15 protein-coding genes are annotated in these 17,180 nt (G+C 74.0%); 10 read left to right on the top strand and 5 right to left on the bottom strand.

What is annotated here, in order from left to right; translation table 11 throughout:
• Positions 1-197: 197 nt before the first annotated feature.
• Positions 198-860, bottom strand: coding sequence for a hypothetical protein (locus BR70_RS0112095; protein WP_051596879.1), 663 nt, complete (start codon positions 858-860; stop codon positions 198-200).
• A gap of 207 nt (positions 861-1,067) precedes the next feature.
• Positions 1,068-2,177 (bottom strand): LLM class flavin-dependent oxidoreductase, encoded by a 1,110-nt coding sequence (locus BR70_RS0112090; RefSeq protein ID WP_111233255.1) that lies wholly within the window; start codon positions 2,175-2,177, stop codon positions 1,068-1,070.
• Positions 2,178-2,322: 145 nt separating this feature from the next.
• On the opposite strand from BR70_RS0112090, the gene BR70_RS0112085 reads away from it, so the two are divergent.
• Positions 2,323-3,261, top strand: a complete 939-nt coding sequence (locus BR70_RS0112085) for an SDR family oxidoreductase (RefSeq protein WP_027466280.1) — start codon at positions 2,323-2,325, stop codon at positions 3,259-3,261.
• A gap of 211 nt (positions 3,262-3,472) precedes the next feature.
• Here the strand turns inward: BR70_RS0112085 and BR70_RS20790 are convergent, their stop codons facing one another.
• Positions 3,473-4,264 carry an NRDE family protein gene (locus BR70_RS20790; protein ID WP_035808824.1) on the bottom strand — a complete coding sequence of 264 codons (792 nt, stop codon included), beginning with the start codon at positions 4,262-4,264 and terminating at the stop codon, positions 3,473-3,475.
• A gap of 64 nt (positions 4,265-4,328) precedes the next feature.
• Between BR70_RS20790 and BR70_RS0112075 the strand changes: the two genes are divergently transcribed.
• The 7 genes from BR70_RS0112075 (at position 4,329) to BR70_RS22865 (ending at position 9,921) form a co-directional block, all read left to right on the top strand.
• On the top strand, positions 4,329-5,594 hold the full coding sequence (locus BR70_RS0112075; protein ID WP_027466279.1) for a bifunctional phosphopantothenoylcysteine decarboxylase/phosphopantothenate synthase: 1,266 nt from the start codon (positions 4,329-4,331) through the stop codon (positions 5,592-5,594).
• A 46-nt stretch (positions 5,595-5,640) separates the two neighbouring features.
• Positions 5,641-6,039 carry a DoxX family protein gene (locus BR70_RS0112070; protein WP_035808821.1) on the top strand — a complete coding sequence of 133 codons (399 nt, stop codon included), beginning with the start codon at positions 5,641-5,643 and terminating at the stop codon, positions 6,037-6,039.
• Positions 6,036-6,827 (top strand): YqjF family protein, encoded by a 792-nt coding sequence (locus BR70_RS20785; RefSeq protein WP_051596878.1) that lies wholly within the window; start codon positions 6,036-6,038, stop codon positions 6,825-6,827. Before BR70_RS0112070 ends, BR70_RS20785 begins: the two co-directional genes overlap by 4 nt.
• Complete coding sequence (locus BR70_RS20780) at positions 6,824-7,231, top strand: DUF1810 domain-containing protein (protein WP_051596877.1); 408 nt, start codon at positions 6,824-6,826, stop codon at positions 7,229-7,231. Before BR70_RS20785 ends, BR70_RS20780 begins: the two co-directional genes overlap by 4 nt.
• A gap of 236 nt (positions 7,232-7,467) precedes the next feature.
• On the top strand, positions 7,468-8,118 hold the full coding sequence (locus BR70_RS22420; protein WP_051596876.1) for a GntR family transcriptional regulator: 651 nt from the start codon (positions 7,468-7,470) through the stop codon (positions 8,116-8,118).
• A gap of 176 nt (positions 8,119-8,294) precedes the next feature.
• Positions 8,295-8,750 carry a MarR family winged helix-turn-helix transcriptional regulator gene (locus BR70_RS0112050; RefSeq protein ID WP_027466277.1) on the top strand — a complete coding sequence of 152 codons (456 nt, stop codon included), beginning with the start codon at positions 8,295-8,297 and terminating at the stop codon, positions 8,748-8,750.
• Between the two features lie 298 nt (positions 8,751-9,048).
• Entirely contained in the window at positions 9,049-9,921 is an 873-nt protein-coding gene (locus tag BR70_RS22865) for an aggregation-promoting factor C-terminal-like domain-containing protein (RefSeq protein ID WP_081827367.1), read from the top strand.
• A 143-nt stretch (positions 9,922-10,064) separates the two neighbouring features.
• Here BR70_RS22865 and BR70_RS0112040 read toward each other — a convergent pair whose 3' ends face one another.
• Together BR70_RS0112040 and BR70_RS20770 are read right to left on the bottom strand one after the other, a co-directional pair.
• Positions 10,065-10,871 carry a family 1 encapsulin nanocompartment shell protein gene (locus BR70_RS0112040; RefSeq protein ID WP_027466275.1) on the bottom strand — a complete coding sequence of 269 codons (807 nt, stop codon included), beginning with the start codon at positions 10,869-10,871 and terminating at the stop codon, positions 10,065-10,067.
• Entirely contained in the window at positions 10,868-11,923 is a 1,056-nt protein-coding gene (locus tag BR70_RS20770; protein WP_081827366.1) for a Dyp-type peroxidase, read from the bottom strand. Before BR70_RS20770 ends, BR70_RS0112040 begins: the two co-directional genes overlap by 4 nt.
• A 261-nt stretch (positions 11,924-12,184) precedes the next feature.
• Between BR70_RS20770 and BR70_RS0112030 the strand changes: the two genes are divergently transcribed.
• Together BR70_RS0112030 and BR70_RS20765 are read left to right on the top strand one after the other, a co-directional pair.
• On the top strand, positions 12,185-14,140 hold the full coding sequence (locus BR70_RS0112030; protein ID WP_027466274.1) for a LuxR family transcriptional regulator: 1,956 nt from the start codon (positions 12,185-12,187) through the stop codon (positions 14,138-14,140).
• 179 nt (positions 14,141-14,319) lie between these two features.
• On the top strand, positions 14,320-17,178 hold the full coding sequence (locus tag BR70_RS20765) for an AAA family ATPase (protein ID WP_035808818.1): 2,859 nt from the start codon (positions 14,320-14,322) through the stop codon (positions 17,176-17,178).
• Positions 17,179-17,180 lie beyond the last annotated feature (2 nt).

Raw genomic sequence — 17,180 nt, 5'->3', positions numbered from 1 at the left:
AGCCCCGCGCGTCGAGGTGGTCCGGTCCAGGTCGGCCTGGAGGCCCGGCACACGTCCGCCACGCCGCCCCCGCCCGGCACGCGTGCTGTCCACGACGTCGGGATCGTGAGCACACGATGTCGCCTCCACACCGGCGAACCGACCGTTCCTGCTCACGAAGTGGGACAGGGGCCGGGCGCGCGGCAGGGAGGCCGGGGTCAGGCGGGTTCGCGGATGGTGGTCTCGACGTCGACGACCTGCGGGATCTTCGGCATCGAGGCGAAGCCGAACGCCACGGGCGGGTCGAGCGGGGCCAGGTCCCCGAGCGGCTCCCCCGCCCAGGTCCCCCGCACGCCGGTGACGTCGTGCGCGCCGGTCACGCCGTAGTACTCGCGCCGAACGTTGCCCGCCGATCCCGCCGCGCCGGACCCGGGCGCGAGCAGCCGTGCCACGGGGTCGATCGCGGCGAGCCAGCGCGGGTCGCGGGCGATCGGCTTCGGGACGATGCGCAGGATCCGGCCGAGCGGCGAGATGCCGCCGACGTCGATCGAGGCCTGCAGCGCCCCGGCGGACAGCTCGAGGCCGCCAGCGGTGCGGCGGGCGCGGACGTCGACGACCGAGACGGTGTCGAAGCGGTAGGTGCCGGAGACGTACGCGGCGACGATCTCGTCGGGTGCGAGCAGCACGCTGGTGCCGTCGGGGAGTTCGAGGAACACGTCCGTGAACGGGCCGAACGGCGAGCGGTCCCACATCCCGACGACGATCCGGACGCCCGAGGTGGTGCCGACGCCCATGATCCGGCCGCGGAACCGGCGTTCGACGACGGAGTCGGAGGCGTGACCAGCAGCGGGACCGGAGGCGTGGTCGGGGCGTGACGACATGCCCTGGACCGTACCCGCGGCCCCCGTGAGCCGATCTCGGCGGCCGACCCGGGCCTCCCGGCCGTTGCCAGCGCACTCCCTGCCCGCCGGAACCTGCACGCAAGACACCGGTGTCCACGCTGTGAACACCCGCGAAGGGTGGTGCAGAGTGCGAACACCGGTGTTTTGCGGACCGGACCGGACCGGACCCGGACGGGCCCGCGTCCGTCAGGCGACGGGGACGGGCTGCGCCAGCAGCTCGCGCACGCGGGGTGCGACCTCGGTGCCGTAGAGCTCGATCGAGCGCATCATGTCGGCGTGCGGCAGACGACCCGTGGCGTACCGCATGTCGAAGCGCGAGGCGCCGAGGATCCGCATGTTGCGCGCGACCTTCCGGGCGACGGTCTCCGGGGAGCCGACGTAGAGCGAACCGCCGGCCGACAGGCTCGCGCGGTACCCGGCGACGTCGAGGGGCGGCCAGCCGCGCTCCCGGCCGAGCTGGTCGGTGACGGCCTTGTGGTACGGCCAGTAGCGCTCGGCGGCTTCTTCGTCGGTGGCGGCCACGAAGCCGGGCGAGTGCATCGCGATGGGCTGCTGCGGCAGGTCGAGCTGCGCGAGGGCCTGGCGGTACAGGCGGGAGAACGGGGCGAACTGGGCGGGCTGCCCGCCGATGATGGCGAGGAACAGCGGCAGGCCGTACGACGCCGCGCGGATGACCGACTGCGGGGAGCCGCCGACGCCGATCCACGTCGGGATGGCACCGTGCTCGAGCTTCGGGAAGACGTCCTGGTCGACCAGGCCCGCGCGCTTCGTGCCGGACCAGGTGACGGCGTCGCCGCCGCGCAGGGCCGCCCAGAGCTGGAGCTTCTCCTCGAACAGGACCTCGTAGTCGCTCAGCTCGTAGCCGAACAGCGGGAACGACTCGGTGAAGGAGCCACGACCCAGGATGACCTCGGCGCGGCCGTTCGACAGGGCGTCGACGGTGGCGAAGCGCTCGTACACGCGAACAGGATCGTCGGAGGACAGCACCGTGACCGCTGAACCCATCCGGATGCGCTCGGTGCTGGCGGCGATCGCGGCGAGGACGACCTCGGGGGCGCTCACGACGAAGTCGGCTCGGTGGTGCTCCCCGACGCCGATGAAGTCGACGCCGACCTGGTCGGCGAGGACGGCCTGGTCGACGACGTCGCGGATGCTCTGCGCGTCGGACTGCAGGCTGCCGTCGGCGCGCTCGGTGACGTCTCCGAAGGTGTCGAGGCCGAGCTGCAGCGGTCCGATCCGGTCGGGTGCGGGCGGCGGGACGTCCGAGGGACGGTCGGTGCCGAATGCGTTGCTCATGGTGTCCTCCTGGTCGCACTTCCATGCGTTTGCATCAACATAGCACGGCGGCGGCGTGCGCGCACGGGGTCAGCGGCCGGACCGGGGCTGGGCCCGGGCGGCGCGCGGCCGGGGTCGGCCAGCCCGGACGAGTACGGTCACCCGCATGCCGAACCTCCCCGACCAGACCGGACGCCGCATCGTCGTCACCGGGTCCAACAGCGGCACCGGACAAGAGGCCGCCCTGCGCCTCGCCGGAGCCGGCGCCAGCGTCGTGCTCGCCGTCCGCAGCACCGAGAAGGGCGAGACCGCCGCCGCCGGCATCCGCGCCGCCCACCCCGCAGCCGACGTGGAGGTCCGCGAACTCGACCTCGCCGACCTGGCGAGCGTCCGCCGCTTCGCCAGCGGCATCGTCGACGAGGAACGTCCGATCGACGTCCTGGTCAACAACGCTGGCGTGATGGCGCCGCCGGAGCGCTTCGAGACCGTCGACGGCTTCGAGCTGCAGTTCGGCACGAACTTCCTCGGCCCGTTCGCCCTGACGAACCTGCTGCTGCCGTCGCTGCTGCGTGCGCGCACGCCCCTCGCCGACGGCCCCCTGGCCGAGGCACCCCGGGTCGTCACGATGTCGAGCCTCGCCGCGATCCCCGGCCGGATCCGCTTCGCCGACCTGCAGTGGGAGCGCGGCTACAACGGCTGGCGCGCCTACGCGCAGTCGAAGCTCGCCGACCTGCTCCTCGCGCTGCACCTGCACCGCCTGACCGTCGAGGCCGACGTGCCCCTGGTCAGCACCGCCGCCCACCCCGGCTACACCCGGACGAACCTGCAGGCCGCGGGACGCTCGCTCGGTCGGTCGAAGCCGGTGCGGTCGAGCAACCGCGCCCTGCCGTTCACCCAGGCCGTCGAGCAGGGCACCGAGCCGCTGCTGTACGCGGCGGTCGGGCCGAACGCGGTGGGCGGCGCGTACTACGGCCCCTCGGGCCCGTTCGGCATGACCGGTCCGACCACCACCGTGTCGATCCCCGGGTCCGCGCGGAGTGCGGACCTCGCCCGCTCGCTCTGGGCCGTCGCCGAGGACCTCACCGGGACGCGCCCACCGCTCTAGCCGCGCTCGCGGGGGTCGTGCTGGCCGCGCTGGTCGCGCCCCTCGCACGGTGCGAGAGGCACCGCGTCCGGTGCGAGGTTCCGGACGTGGTGCGAGGGGGCGCGGGTCGCACCGAGGGCGCAACCTCGCACCACTCGGACGTCGTGCGCGCCGGGACGCGGGCGCGGGGCGCGGTCGGGAGGCCCGGGGCGGGTCCGGCACGCCGCCGGCGTCAGGCGCGGTGCAGCTCCACCGACCCGTCCAGCCGACCGGGTTCGGTCAGGCGGGCGTGCTGCAGGACGGTGCGGCCCGGCGCGATCGCCGCGGCGACGATCGACAGGGTCGTCATGTGGCCCTCGGCCTCGTGCACGTCCCGGAGGATCGCGTCGGGGTGGTCGCTCGGCAGCGCTGCGGACTCCGCCAGCACGCCGAACCAGCCACCCCAGCCGTCCCCGGCGTCGCCACCGGAGTCCACGGTGCGGAGTTCGTCGAACGGGCCGAGCACCGGCGGGCCGGACGGGGCGTCGACGGCACGGAAGGCCTCGAGCCACCGACCGATGCGCGGCGCCGCGGGGTCGTCGGCCGCACCGTGCGTGACCATGTGGACGCCGGGGCCGAGGTCGGTGGCGCGGACCTGTTCGCCGTCCCAGGTCAGCACCGAGGCGCCCTCGGCCGTGGCGCGCACCAGGTTGAAGGCCCGCGTGGTCGGCAGTGTGCCGTCGTGACCGGGCAGCAGGTCGTCGGCGACGGCGTCCACCGGCACCACACCACGGGTCGTCCAGGTGCCGTCGACGCTCGTCACGGGTTCGGCGCGGTTGAGCACCACGGCCAGGCCGCCTCGGTCGGACGCGGCGAGCCACGCACCGCCGGCGGAGCGGTCACGGACACCACGGAGGTCCGGGTCGCGGTCCGGCCACCAGGCAGCGGGCGGGTCCCACGGACGCTCGGGCGACTCGTCCCGCAGGGCGAGCACGGTGACGGGCCACGCGGACCCGGGGTCGACGCGGACGACGACGGTGCACATGCCGTCGATCCTCGCACGTGGCCCCGGTAGCGTGAGCCAGGTGAACGCAGCAGCAGAGCGCGCCCTGACCGTCATCGTGGGGATCACCGGGGGCATCGCCGCCTACAAGGCCGTCGGGGTCGTCCGCGACCTGGTCAAGCGCGGCCACGACGTGCACGTCGTCCCGACCGAGGGCGCCCTGCGCTTCGTCGGACTGCCGACGCTCGAGGCCCTCAGCCGCAACCCCGTCACCACGAGCGTGTGGGACGACGTCGCCGAGGTGCGCCACGTCGCGCTCGGTCGCCGGGCGGACCTGGTCGTCATCGCCCCCGCCACCGCGGACTCGCTGGCCCGGATGGCGCACGGCCTGGCGAGCGACCTGCTCGGCACGACGCTGCTCGCGACCGAGGCACCCGTCGTGGTCGCCCCCGCGATGCACCCGCAGATGTGGGAGCACCCCGCGACCCGTGCGAACGTCGCCACGCTGCGTGACCGCGGCGTCCACCTGGTCGGACCGGTCGTCGGCGCACTCACCGGCGACGATGCGGGCATCGGTCGGATGGCGGAGCCCGAGGAGATCGTCGCCGCCGCGCTCGCCGTGCTCGACCAGCACCCCGCACCGGCCGGCCGACGGGGCACGGACGGCACGGGGGCGGGCACCGGAGCCCGTGGCGAACAGGGCGACCTGGCCGGCGTCCGCGTCGTCGTCAGCGCGGGCGGTACCCGCGAGCCCTTCGACCCGGTGCGGTTCGTCGGCAACCGCTCGAGCGGCCGCCAGGGCATCGCGATCGCCGCCGACGCCGTCCGTCGTGGGGCGTCCGTGACCCTCGTCGCCGCGAACGTCGAGGGCTCGCTGACCGCGGGGCTGGACGCGACCGTGGTGCCCGTCGGGTCCGCGCTCGAGCTCGCCGAGGCCGTGCACACCGCCGCCGCCGAAGCCGACGTCGTCGTGATGACCGCCGCCGTCGCCGACTACCGTCCGGCCGAGGTGCTCACCGAGAAGCTCAAGAAGGACGCGCAGGGCGAGCGCATGACGCTCGAGCTGGTGCGGAACCCGGACGTGCTCGCCGACCTCGTGGCGGCACGGCGGACGGGGCAGATCATCGTCGGGTTCGCCGCCGAGACCGAACCCGACCGCGACGCGCGGATCGAGCTCGGGCGCGCCAAGATCAGCCGGAAGCCCGCGGACCTGCTCGTCGTGAACCACGTCGGCTGGTCGGCCGGGTTCGAGCGCGAGGAGAACGCGATCGAGGTCCTGGTGCCCGGCGGCGAGGTGGTCCGCGAGACCTCCGGCACGAAGGCCGAGGTGGCGACGGCGGTCCTCGACCTCGTCGCGACCGCACTGACGTGAACGGGCACTGACGTGGTTCCGAGGACCGGCAGGCACGATGGGCCGCATGCGACGACGTGAGCGGATCCGACGTGCCAACCGCACGGCCACCATCCTGGCGGTGGCCCTCGGTGCAGCGGGCACCATGCACTTCCTGCGCCCGACCCACTTCGACCGGATCGTGCCGGACGCGCTGCCCCCGCGGCTGACCACGCTGGCCTCCGGCGTGGCCGAGCTCGGCATCGCCGCCGGGCTCGCGTTCCCCGCGACCCGCCGCGCCTCGGGGTGGGCCGCCGCGGCGCTGTTCGCGGCGGTGTTCCCGGCCAACGTGAACATGGCGAACGACCTGCTCGACCACCCCCGCTCGAGCCGGGCGATGCGGGTGGTCTCGGTGCTGCGGCTCCCGCTGCAGGCCCCGTTGGTGCTGTGGGGCGTGCGCGTCGGTCGGCACGCACCGAAGCAGTGACCCAGCCGTCGTGGACCCGCGCGGCGGTGCCGTTGCTGCACCGCCCGGTGACCCAGCACGCTTGGGAGGACATCGTGTTCGCGCACTGGCGGCACGACCCGGCGTCGCTGCAGCGGCTCGTCCCCCGCGGGACCCGTCCGGACGTGGTCGACGGCAGCGCCTGGGTGGGGCTGTCGGCGTACGTGTTCCGGGAGACCCGGGTGCCGCCGTTCCCCTCTGCCGGGCGGCTCGGCACCATGACCGAGGTCACGATCGAGGTGCTCACGGTGGACGACCAGGGCCGGCGCGGGGTGACCTACCGCACGGTCGACACCGCGAACGTGCCCGCCATCGTGGCCGCGCACGCGCTGCTCGGCGTGCCGTACACGTTCGCGCACGCACGTTCCCGTCGCCGCGGTGACGCGGTGGCGCACCGATCCGTCCGGCACCCGACCCGCGCACTGCACCCGGTGCGGTGGGCGCGGTCGCTCCGGCAGGAACGCCCGACTGGCGCGGCGCGGCCGAAGCACGCGGCCTCGGTCCGGGTGACCGCCGGCGAGGTCGTCGACACCCCGCTGGCCGCCGAGCTCACCACCCGCGCCGGCATCCATGCGCGGTACCTGGCGCAGACCCTGTTCTGGCAGCGACAGCACCCGGTGCTCACCACCCGTTCGGCCACGCTCGACCGGCTCGAGGGTGACCTGCCCGACGCCGTGGGCATGCCGGGGTTGTTCGACCGGGCCCCGGACTCCCTGCTCGTGGTCGACGGCACGACCGTCCGGTACGGCTGGGGCGGGGTCGTCCGGTGACCGACGCACGCTCCGACGCACAGGCCGACGACCCGTTCGACCTCGACCGCTTCGTCCGGGCCCAGCAGGGTGTCCACGACGTCGCGCTCGACGAACTCCGTCGGGGCCGGAAGTCGTCGCACTGGATGTGGTTCGTGTTCCCGCAGCTGGCCGGCCTGGGGCGGAGCGCCACGGCCGTGCGCTACGCGATCACCGGGACGGACGAAGCCCGCGCCTACCTGGCACACCCGGTGCTCCGGCCCCGTCTGCTCGCGGCGACCGACGTCGCACGCCACGCCCCCGCCCACTCCGCCGACGCCCTGCTCGGGGGCATCGACGCGGTGAAGCTCCGGTCGTCGATGACGCTCTTCGCCCGGATCGCAGCCGACCCGGGGCCGTTCGTCGCCGTGCTCGACCGCTGGTAAGACGGCGCCGAGGACCCGGCCACGCTCCGCTTGCTCGGAGAGCACTCGGAACAGGAGTGACGCACGCGACGCACACGACGCACACGCACGTGACCGGCATCTGAACGTCCACACTGACACGCCCTGAGCCGATCGGAACGCCGTTGTCATATCAGGTACGGTGATGCGAGCACGTGCGATGCCGACCGTGCCCGTTCGCCCGGCGCCCCGACGCCACCGCCCCCGAAGGAGAACGCATGCCGGTCCCCCGCAGCGCCCCGACCGAGCACCAGCTGCTCCGTGACACCGTCCGCCACAAGATCCACGACGCGATCATGGACGGCACGCTCCTGCCCGGCGAACGCCTGAACGACGACGAGCTCATCTCCTGGCTCGGTGTCTCCCGCACGCCGATCCGCGAGGCCCTCAGCCAGCTGTCCCGCGCCGGCCTGATCGAGATGGCCCCGAACCGGTACACCCGCGTCACCACGCCGGACCCGACCGAGGTCGTCCAGGCGATGCAGACCCTCGGCGTGCTGTTCGGCGGCGTCGTCCGACTCGCGGTCCCGCGCCTGGGGTCGGCTGCCCGGAAGAAGATCCTCGCGCAGCTCGACAAGACGATCACCGAGCTCGAGGCCCACGAGGTCGCCGCCGTCAACCACGACGCGCTCGACGTCTTCGCCCTGTACGTCGCCGAGTGCGGCAACGAGAACCTGCAGCGCGTCTGCCGCGACACGATGGACGGCCTCGCTTTCCGGCTGCGCCTGCCGAACCTCGACGAGCTGGTCGACTGGGACCGGATGACCGAGGACTTCCGGCGCCTCCGGGCAGCGACCGAGTCCGGCGACAACGTCGCGGCCGAGCTCGCGACCGAGGCGATCCACCAGCTGCCGGGCGAGAAGCACTGAGTCCACCTGTACCCGCGTACAGAAACCGCCCGTCTCGCCGACGCGAGGCGGGCGGTCGACGTTCCACGGGCCTCCCGGTCGGTGGCCCGGGCACGCGCGTGACGCTCCCAGTCCCGGGGCCGCGCGGACCGATAGCATCGCTGGCGACCACCTGAACCAGGCACCCGGAGCAGCACATGAACCCCCGCCCGACGGACCGTACCGAGGTCGCCGCACGCCTGGCCGCCGCGGTCGGTCGGATCAACCGCCGGGCCCGTACCGACTCGGCCTCGCTCGGGTACGGCATCGTGTCTGCGCTCGCATCGATCCAGCGGCACGGGCCCCTGCGCCCCGGCGACCTGTCGCGGATCGAGGTGGTCACGAAGCCCACGATGACCCGCATCCTGACCGAGCTCGAGCAGCGCGGCTTCATCCAGCGCGAGGCCGACCCGCGCGACGGCCGGGCGTTCATGGTGACGGCCACGCCGGAGGGCATCGAGGCGGTCGAGCAGGCCCGCGCGAACCGCACCGGGATCGTCGCCGAGCTCATCGCCGAGCTCGACGAGTCGGACGTCCAGGCGATCGCCGGCGCCCTGGCCGCGCTCGAGCGTGTCGCCCAGGGCGAGCACGCCCAGGAACCTCACACCTTCTAGGCTCCACACGACCGTTACCGAACCGTTACCAAGCGGTGGACGGACCGTTCTGCCAGCGTTCCTGGACGCGCTGCCCAGTCTGACCGGTCATGGTGTCGGCTCCGCCTGACCGCGGCCACCCCACGGCTGCTCCCGGCGGACGGACGGGCCCCACACCACCGTCCGGTCCTCACCGGCTCGAGGACTCCTCGTCGTCGCCGACGGTGTCACCGACACCGCCAGCCTCCGGTGTGCCCGTACGACCTCGGTCGCGCGAGCAGGAGTCCCTCCCCCACCGAGCCGCCGACCTGCGGAACCGATGCGACACACCCCTGAGCTCCCTACCACGACCGCCTCGACCCGACGTGAGGCCCTGAACACCCCCACCCGCCGGATGCGTCGGGCCCTGCGGCACCGCGCGACGCTGATCGCCGGCGGCGCGGCGGTCCTCGCCGTCGCCGGTGGCGCCCTGACCGTCGGCACGCAGCCCGTCATCGGCGAAGCCCTCGGCATGCCGACCGGCACCGCGAGCGCCTCGGCGACCGCGGAGCCCGCCCTGCGCGGCACCGCGCTGGACCGCGCCCAGGCCGCCGCCACGATCACCACGGCGCAGACCGTCATGCAGACCGCGAACGACAAGGTCGACACCTCGGCGCTCGAACAGCGCGTCGACGCCCTGAGCGACTACCCGGACCTGTCCGGCGCTGCGCTGACGAACCGGATCTCGACGACGGTCGCGTCGGCCACCGACGTCGCGCAGGCGAGCGCCACGCAGGACAAGCGGGACGTCGACGCGAAGGCCGCGGCCGCAGCGAAGGCCGCAGCCGAGCGGAAGGCTGCCGCCGAGGCAGCGGAGGCCGCCCGGAAGCTCGCCGCCGGCAACACCGTCGCCGGCGCGAAGGCAACGGCGACCTCGCTGGCGTCGTCGGAGTACGGCTGGGGTGCCGACCAGTTCCAGTGCCTGGACAACCTGTGGACCAAGGAGTCCGGCTGGAACTACCAGGCCGTCAACGCGAACGGCGGCGCGACCGGCATCCCGCAGGCGCTCCCCGGCTCGAAGATGGCCACGATCGCCGCGGACTGGCGCACCAACGCCACCACCCAGATCACCTGGGGCCTGCGGTACATCAGCTCGGCGTACGGCACCCCGTGCGCGGCGTGGGGGCACTCGCAGGCGAACAACTTCTACTGATCGGCGCGGGTCGCGAAGGCGACCGGCAGACGGACGGGAGGCCCGTGGCGGATCCGCCACGGGCCTCCCGTTGCGTTGTCTGGTCGCGGTCAGCCCACCCGCGCGACGCGCACGTCGGCGCGAGTCGGCGTCAGTGCGGCTCGTCAGAGTGACCGGCGGAGGACGACGGACGCCTCGGGGGTGTTCACCTGGAACGCGAAGGTCTCCTCGACGTACATCGTGACGTCGACGGTGTCGTGGCCCAGGTAGCCGAGGGCCAGGTCCTCGCCGACGGTGAACACGAAGTCCCCGCCGCGCTGACTGATCAGCAGCGACTCGTCGATGCCCGGCGCCCGCTCGACCTGACCGCCGGTGATGCCTTCGAGCTGCTCACGCAGGGGCGTGCCGGCGTCGTCGGTCTCGACGATGTCCGCCCAGTCACGCGGGCTGCACGCCAGGGCGTACGGCCCGGCGACGCCGACGTCACGGAGCGCGGCGACCGCAGCCGTGACCGCGGCCCGGAACGAACCCGGTGAGCCGTCGTGCGACTGTGCGGGCTGGGTCGACGCCTGCCCGGCCCCGGTGATGCCGCCCTCCGGCCACCCCCGGAGCGTCGCCCGGTTCTCGTGGGCCGCGAGCCGCAGCACGGCCGCGTCGAGGTCGCCCAGGTCGACGTCGGTGGCGCCGCGGGACGAGTCCACGAGTTCCTCGAGCGCGACGGTGAAGGTCGCACGGACCTCGCAGAGCGGCAGGACCCTGCGGCGCCGTGCGGTGATGCCGTCGGCGACCCCGCCGGTCACGGCGTCGGTGCGGCCGAGGTCGACCGAGGACCACTGCCAGCCGCGCGGTCCGTCGAAGTCGACGATGCGCCGCGCGGCGAGCGCCGGGACCAGCCGGTCACGGGCTTCGGCGTCGAGCACCGCCCAGGTGTCGGCACCGAACGGCGCGAGTTCGCGGAGGAGGTGGTTCATGGCGTGTGCCCTTCCGTGCTGCGGAGTGAACCGATGCCGAGACCGGGACCGGTGGCGTCGGGAGCCGTCACCACGGACGGCGACGGTGGTGCCGCGAGCGCGGCGAGGTCCACCAGACGATCGCGTGCGGGGGCGAAGAACGTCGCTCCGGTGATCGCGCGAGAGAAGTCGAGCAGCCGGTCGTACGTCCCGGGTGGATCGCCGACGAACATCCGTTCCAGCATCCGTTCGAGCACCCAGAGCTCACCGCTGTAGCCGATGAAGTAGGTGCCGTACTCCCCGCTGCCGGGGCGACCGAAGGGCATGTTGTCGCGGAGGACGTCGTGCTCGACCCCGTCGTCGTCGACGATGGTCGCGAGCGACTTGTGCGACGGCCGGACCTCGGTGGCGCTGTCACGCTCCACGTTGTCCGACTTCGACCGGCCGATGATCCGCTCCTGCGCGTCCGTCCCGAGGGCGTTCCACTCCGCCAGGTCGTGCAGGTACTTCTGCACGACGACGTAGCTGCCACCGGCCCAGTCCGGGTCGTCCGCACCGACGAGTGCGGAGGCTGCCAGGTCCTGCGCGACCGGGTTCGCCGTGCCGTCCACGAAGCCGAGCAGGTCGCGGGTGTCGAAGTACCGGAAGCCGCTGACCTCGTCGACCACGGTGACGTGGTCCCCGAGCGCGGCGAGCAGCAGGCGTTCGAACTCGAAGCAGACGTCGGTGCGTTCGCCCCGGATGTGGAAGAGCAGGTCTCCCCCGGTGGACGGCGCGGAGTGGACCGGCCCGGTCAGGGCGGGGAAGGGCTGCAGCGCGTCCGGACGGGCGTGCGGCGAGAAACGGTCCCACGCCACCGCCCCGATCCCGACGACGCAGGACAGGTGCGCGTCGAGGGCACGGAACCCGACCGTCTTCAACAGGCCGTCGAGGTCGCTGAGGACGTCGCGGACCGCGGCCAGGTCGTCGTCGTCCGGGCCGACGTCGAGGGTCAGGAACACCGCCGAACGGGACAGCGGCGCGTCGACGCTCTGCGCGTCGATGGGGACGCGGCTGCCCGGTGTGCCGACCATCAGGCTGCGACGTGGACGGAGGCCATGGTGTCCGCCTTTCCTCCGCAGCCGTCCTGACGGTGCGGTTCGGTGCCGTGGGGTGTCTCCCGTCGAGCATCGCCACCCGACCCCTCGTCACGCCTGAGTCGGATGACCCGCTCCGACAGGGGGGATGCCCGGGCGACCACGGGGTGATGTGGTGACCGCGTCGTCGTCGATAGCGTCCGGAGCAGCCGCCACGGGCCTCCCGGGCGGCGGACGACCGACGATCCAGGAGCGACGATGACGATCAGCATCTCGGACGCACGACCGGCGCACGGCGACGGCATCGGGCGATCGCTGCGCTCGCCGTCCGGCGACACCGATCCCTTCGTGGTGGTCACCGGACCGGACGCGTCCGGCCGGGCGCGGGCGCTCGCGGACGTCGCCGACGCTGCCCGGGCGGACGGCCACACGGTCGTCCGGTGGCGCGCGGTGGGCGGTGACCCCGTCATCGAGGCCGCGTCGCTGGCCCCGTGGCTCGCGCTCGTCCGGGCGCACGACGCCGGGACGCCGCGGCCGGACCCGAGCGTCGTCCTCGTCGAGGACTTCGACGCGCTCGACGAGGACGCCAGGTCCGTGCTGCACGACCTGCTCGCCGCGCTGGCGCAGGACCTCGGGACGGTCGTGGTGGTCGCGGTGGGCGAGGGCCGGGCCGGATCGGGCACCCGGCTGCCGTCGGCCGACGTCCCCGTCGCCGTCACGGCCGCCTTCACCGGTGACTTCGGACTGGTCGACGCCGAGGCCGAACGGGCCGTGCGCCGTGGCACCCGACCCGGTCCGTCGCTGGTGGCGGCGGTCGAGTTCGTCCGGGCGGCCCGGTCCGGTGATGTACACGCCGGCAGGCGGAGCGTCCTGGCCGCGCTCGGGGAGCCCGACCGGGCGGGGGCCGACGACGTCCTGGTCGCGACGCTGCACGTGCTCTGCTACCTCGGCGGGCACGACTCCTGGTGGGACGAGGCGCTGGCGCTGACCGCGGACCGCGACCTCGACCCGGTGCTGCGGCTCGTCGAGGACTGCGTGGACGGCTCCGGCCGGACCGAGCACGAGCGTGCCGCGCTGTACCGCGAAGTGCTGGGATCCGCTGCCGACACGCAACCGTGGAAGGCCGTGGCACTGCACATCGCGTGGACGCTGCTCGACTCGACGGATCCGCGCCGGGACCACGTGGAGGCAGCGCTCCGAGGGGCGGGCGACGCCGGGCTCCTCGACTACTTCAGCTCGTGCCGTGCCGCCGTGACGCACTACCAGGCGGGGCGGCTCGACGCGGCGGGCGCGGCGTTCGACCACGTGCACCGAGCAGCGGAGCGCTGGCAGGCGGGGACCTTCGTCGCGCTGACCGAGGCGCTGCAGGCCCTGGTCCTGTCGGTGCAGGGCGAGCCGGAGCGGGCAGCGTGGAAGGCCGACCGCGCAGCACGGTGGGCGGCCCAGCACGGCACGCCGCTGGTCGCTCGGGCAGCGGAGCACGCCCGCTCGGCACTCGACGTCGCGACGGGCCGGTTCGAGGAGGCCCACAGCCGCTCGGCGACGCGACCGGGCGGGGCGGGGCGGTGGCTCGAGAGCAGCTACGGACCGATCGAGCTGCTCGATGCGGTGGAGTCGGCTGCGCGGCTCCGCCTGGCCGACCACGGGGCCGCGCTGGTGGCCCGGGCAGAACGGGCGTTCACCGACCAGCCGACCCCGCGCCGCTCCCTGGTGCTGCTCGCCTGCCGAGCGGTCGTCGACGAGACGCCTGGTGCCCGCGCCCTCTTCGAGGACGCGCTGGCCAGCGTCGACGGCGACGTCTCGCCGTTCGAGGTGGCCCGCGTCCGTCTGGCGTACGGCGAGTGGTTGCGTCGTGGGATGCACGCACTGGAGGCCCGGAGCCAGTTCCGGCTGGCGGCGCGCGCCTTCGAGGTGCTCGGGGCCGGCGACTGGCAGGGCCGCGCAGAACGCGAGCTGCGCGCGGCCGGTGCCGCCCGTCCGCTGCCGACGGCGCTGGAGGCGGTCGACCTGAGCGAACAGGAACGCCGTGTGGCGTCCCTCGCCGCGGCCGGACTGACCAACAAGCAGATCGCCGGGCAGCTGTACCTCTCCCCGCGCACCGTGAGCGGGCACCTGTACCGGCTGTTCCCGAAGCTCGGTGTGACGACACGGGCCGGACTCCGGGATGCACTCCTGCGACTGGGAGGCGACGCGACGGGCAACGCCCGGACGTGACCCTGTCAGGGACACCCTCGCCGGCCGCCCGCCCCGTGGGCCCCGGATGCTCCCGCCACCACTCGCGACACCCCGGGCGGACGGCCCGGGAGCGTCACCGGAACCCGCCGCCGGGGTAACGGCAGGGCCCGTCGCCCGCGCTCGGTCCGTTCGTAGACTCCAGCCACCGACGAGGACTGGTGGCCGCCGTGTTGACGGACGAGGAGTTGCTCCCCCGCGGAGACGAGTTCTCCGCGCCGGTGTCCGCCGTGCCCGGCAACGGGCTGCCGATCCGCGGCCGGAGCGTCGAACGGGGCGTCGCCGCCGATGCCCTGGCCGGTCTGTCACGGGGCGCGGGAGACGTGCTCGTCGTCCGCGGCGCTGCGGGCGTCGGCAAATCGCGTCTGCTCGAGGACGTGGTCGACCAGGCGACCGCGGCCGGCCTCCGCGTGGCCGTCGGTCGCACGGACCGCGACGCACGCCTGATCCCGCTCGCACCGATCATGGACGCGCTCGGCGCCGGGCCCCGGCCGATCTCCGACCGCGTCCGGCTCAGCGCGGTGACGCTCGACCCGGAGGCACGGTACTGGCTCCTCCAGCAGCTCCAGGACGACCTGGAGCGAGCCGCGGCGTCGGACGGCGTCGTGGTCGTCGTCGACGACCTGCAGTGGTGCGACACGACGTCCCTGGCGGTGCTCCGATCGCTGTCGCGCCGACTCGCCGACGTCCCCGTGCTCTGGGTCGTCGCGGTCCGGACCGAGCACCAGGACCCGCCGGTGACGGCGACCGTCGACGAGCTCGCCGCGACGGGACGGATCGTCGACCTCGACCCGCTGGACGAGGAGGCCACCGCCGCCATGATCAGCGACCTGGTCGGCGCGACGCCGGACGGCTCGGTGCTGCGTGTTGCCCGACGGACGGAGCACATCCCGATCCTCGTCGCCGAACTCGTCCGCGGGCTCGTCGACGAAGGCCTGCTGGCGATCGCGGACGGCGTCGCCACGATGCCGGGCGCCGCGCTGCCCGCGAGGTTCGGTGCGTCGATCCGCGAGGGCCTCCGACGCCTGTCGAAGCCCACGCAGCAGCTCGTGCAGGTCGGAGCGACCCTGGGACGCTCGTTCTCGGTGCGGTCGTTGTCGGCGATGCTCGACCAGCCGGTGCAGCGACTGCTCCCCGGGCTGCACGAGGCGATCGAGGCGGGGGTGCTCGTCGACGACGGCACGGACCTGTCGTTCCGTCACGACGTCCTCCGCGAGGCGGCGGAGTCGATGATCCCCGCGGCCGTCCGCGACGACCTGCTCCGGCAAGCGGTGGACGAACTCCTGCGGCAGGGTGTCCCACCGGTCTCGATCGCCGCGCGCATCGCCACGGTGGCGCAGCGCGGGGACGTCCGCGCCGCCGAGGTCCTGCGCACGGTGGCGATCGACCTCGCGAGCACGGACGCCGCCGAGGCCGGGGCGCTCGCCCTCCGCGCCGCCGACCTCGCGCACGGCACCCCGGCGTTGCCCGGCATCGTCGTCGACGTCCTGCCGCTGCTCTGGCACAGCGGCCGGACGGCCGAGGCCCGCGCGCTGCTCCACGACCTGCAGGGCCGCCTCGCTCCGGAGGACGACGCACGGCTGCACCTGACCCTGGCGCGGCTGCAGACCGAGGGCTCGACGCCGGAAGCACTGCGGACGGTCGAGACCGCACTGGCCCTGCCCGGCGTGAGCGCCGGCGTGCGGTCGCGTCTGCTCGCCGTGCGCGCGCTGAACCTCGCCCAGGCGGGACGGCACGCGGACCTCGCCGCCGCACTGCGGGAGGCCCGGGCGACGGTCGACGGCGACGCGGACCCGGTCGCCGTCGCCACCTTCGAGGCCAGTGCCTCCGTGCTCGCCTTCAACGAGGGCCGGTTCGCGGACGCGACGCAGGCGATCACGTCGGCGATGAGCCGGGTCGCAGCCACCGGGGGGTCGTCGAGCACCTGGTTGCCCGAGGGGCTCTGGGTGGCGTTCCTCGCGGGGGCACTCGGCGACACCGACCGTGCCGGACGCATCGCCGAGGCGAACGCCATCGAGACCCGGCGCAACCACCTGGCCCGCCCGACCGCCGCCTGGATGATGCTGCGCACGAGGGTGCTCTTCGACCAGGGCCGGCTGGAGGACGCCAAGACGTCGGCCGAGTCGGTCCTCGACCTGGCCGAGGACCTGGAACTCGGTCGGTTCGCGGCACTCACTGCCGGGACCGTCCTCTTCCGTACGGCGCTGCTGCAGGGGGACCGCAGGGCGGCCGACCGGACGCGGCACTTCGCCGAGGCCCTGCTCGCCGATCCCCCATCGGCGCGCTCGGGATCGTGGCTGCTGGCACTCGAAGCGGACGCCCACGGCGACGTCCGAGCCGCCGTCGACCGCAGCGAGGTGGCGTGGCGGAGCCTGGAGGAACCGATCGCGTCGATGTCGAGCCCGGCCGACTTCGCCGACGACGTCCACCTCGCGCGCATCGCGATCCGTGGGGGCCGACAGGACCGACTCGAGCGGATCGAACGTGTGGCGCGACGCAGGGCCACGGCGAACCCGGACAACGACCTGTGCGGCGGGACCTGGCTGCACGTGCACGGACTCGTCCACGACTCCGTGGAGAGCCTCGGCGACGCGGTCGAGCGCCTGCGCCGGGTCGACCGCCGGCTCGTGCTGGCCGCAGCGCTCAAGGACCTCGGGTGCGCCCTGCGGCGGCGCTCCGTGCCCGCGGCCGTCGAGGTGTGGCGGGAGGCGACGGAGCTGTTCGACGGTGCCGGTGCCCTGCGCGAGGCCGAACGGTCGCGGGGGCACCTGCGCAGCGTCGGTGTCACCGTCCGAGCGACCCCCGCCGACCCGGGCATCTCGGGCATCTCGGGCCTCACCGCCCGCGAGGCGCAGGTCGTCGAACGGGTCGCAGCCGGCCTGACGACGCAGCAGATCGCGTCCGACCTGTTCATCTCGACCCACACGGTGACGAGCCACGTCCGGCACGTCTACGCGAAGTGGGGCGTCGCCTCTCGCCGGGAGCTCGCGGCACGGTTCCGGCAGCACCGATCCGGCTGACC

Origin of the sequence: Curtobacterium sp. UNCCL17, from assembly GCF_000686685.1 — a bacterium.
Classification (GTDB): domain Bacteria; phylum Actinomycetota; class Actinomycetes; order Actinomycetales; family Microbacteriaceae; genus Curtobacterium; species Curtobacterium flaccumfaciens.
The sequence above is the reverse complement of the archived record's forward strand: the minus strand, read 5'-3'. Positions and strand labels throughout refer to the sequence as shown.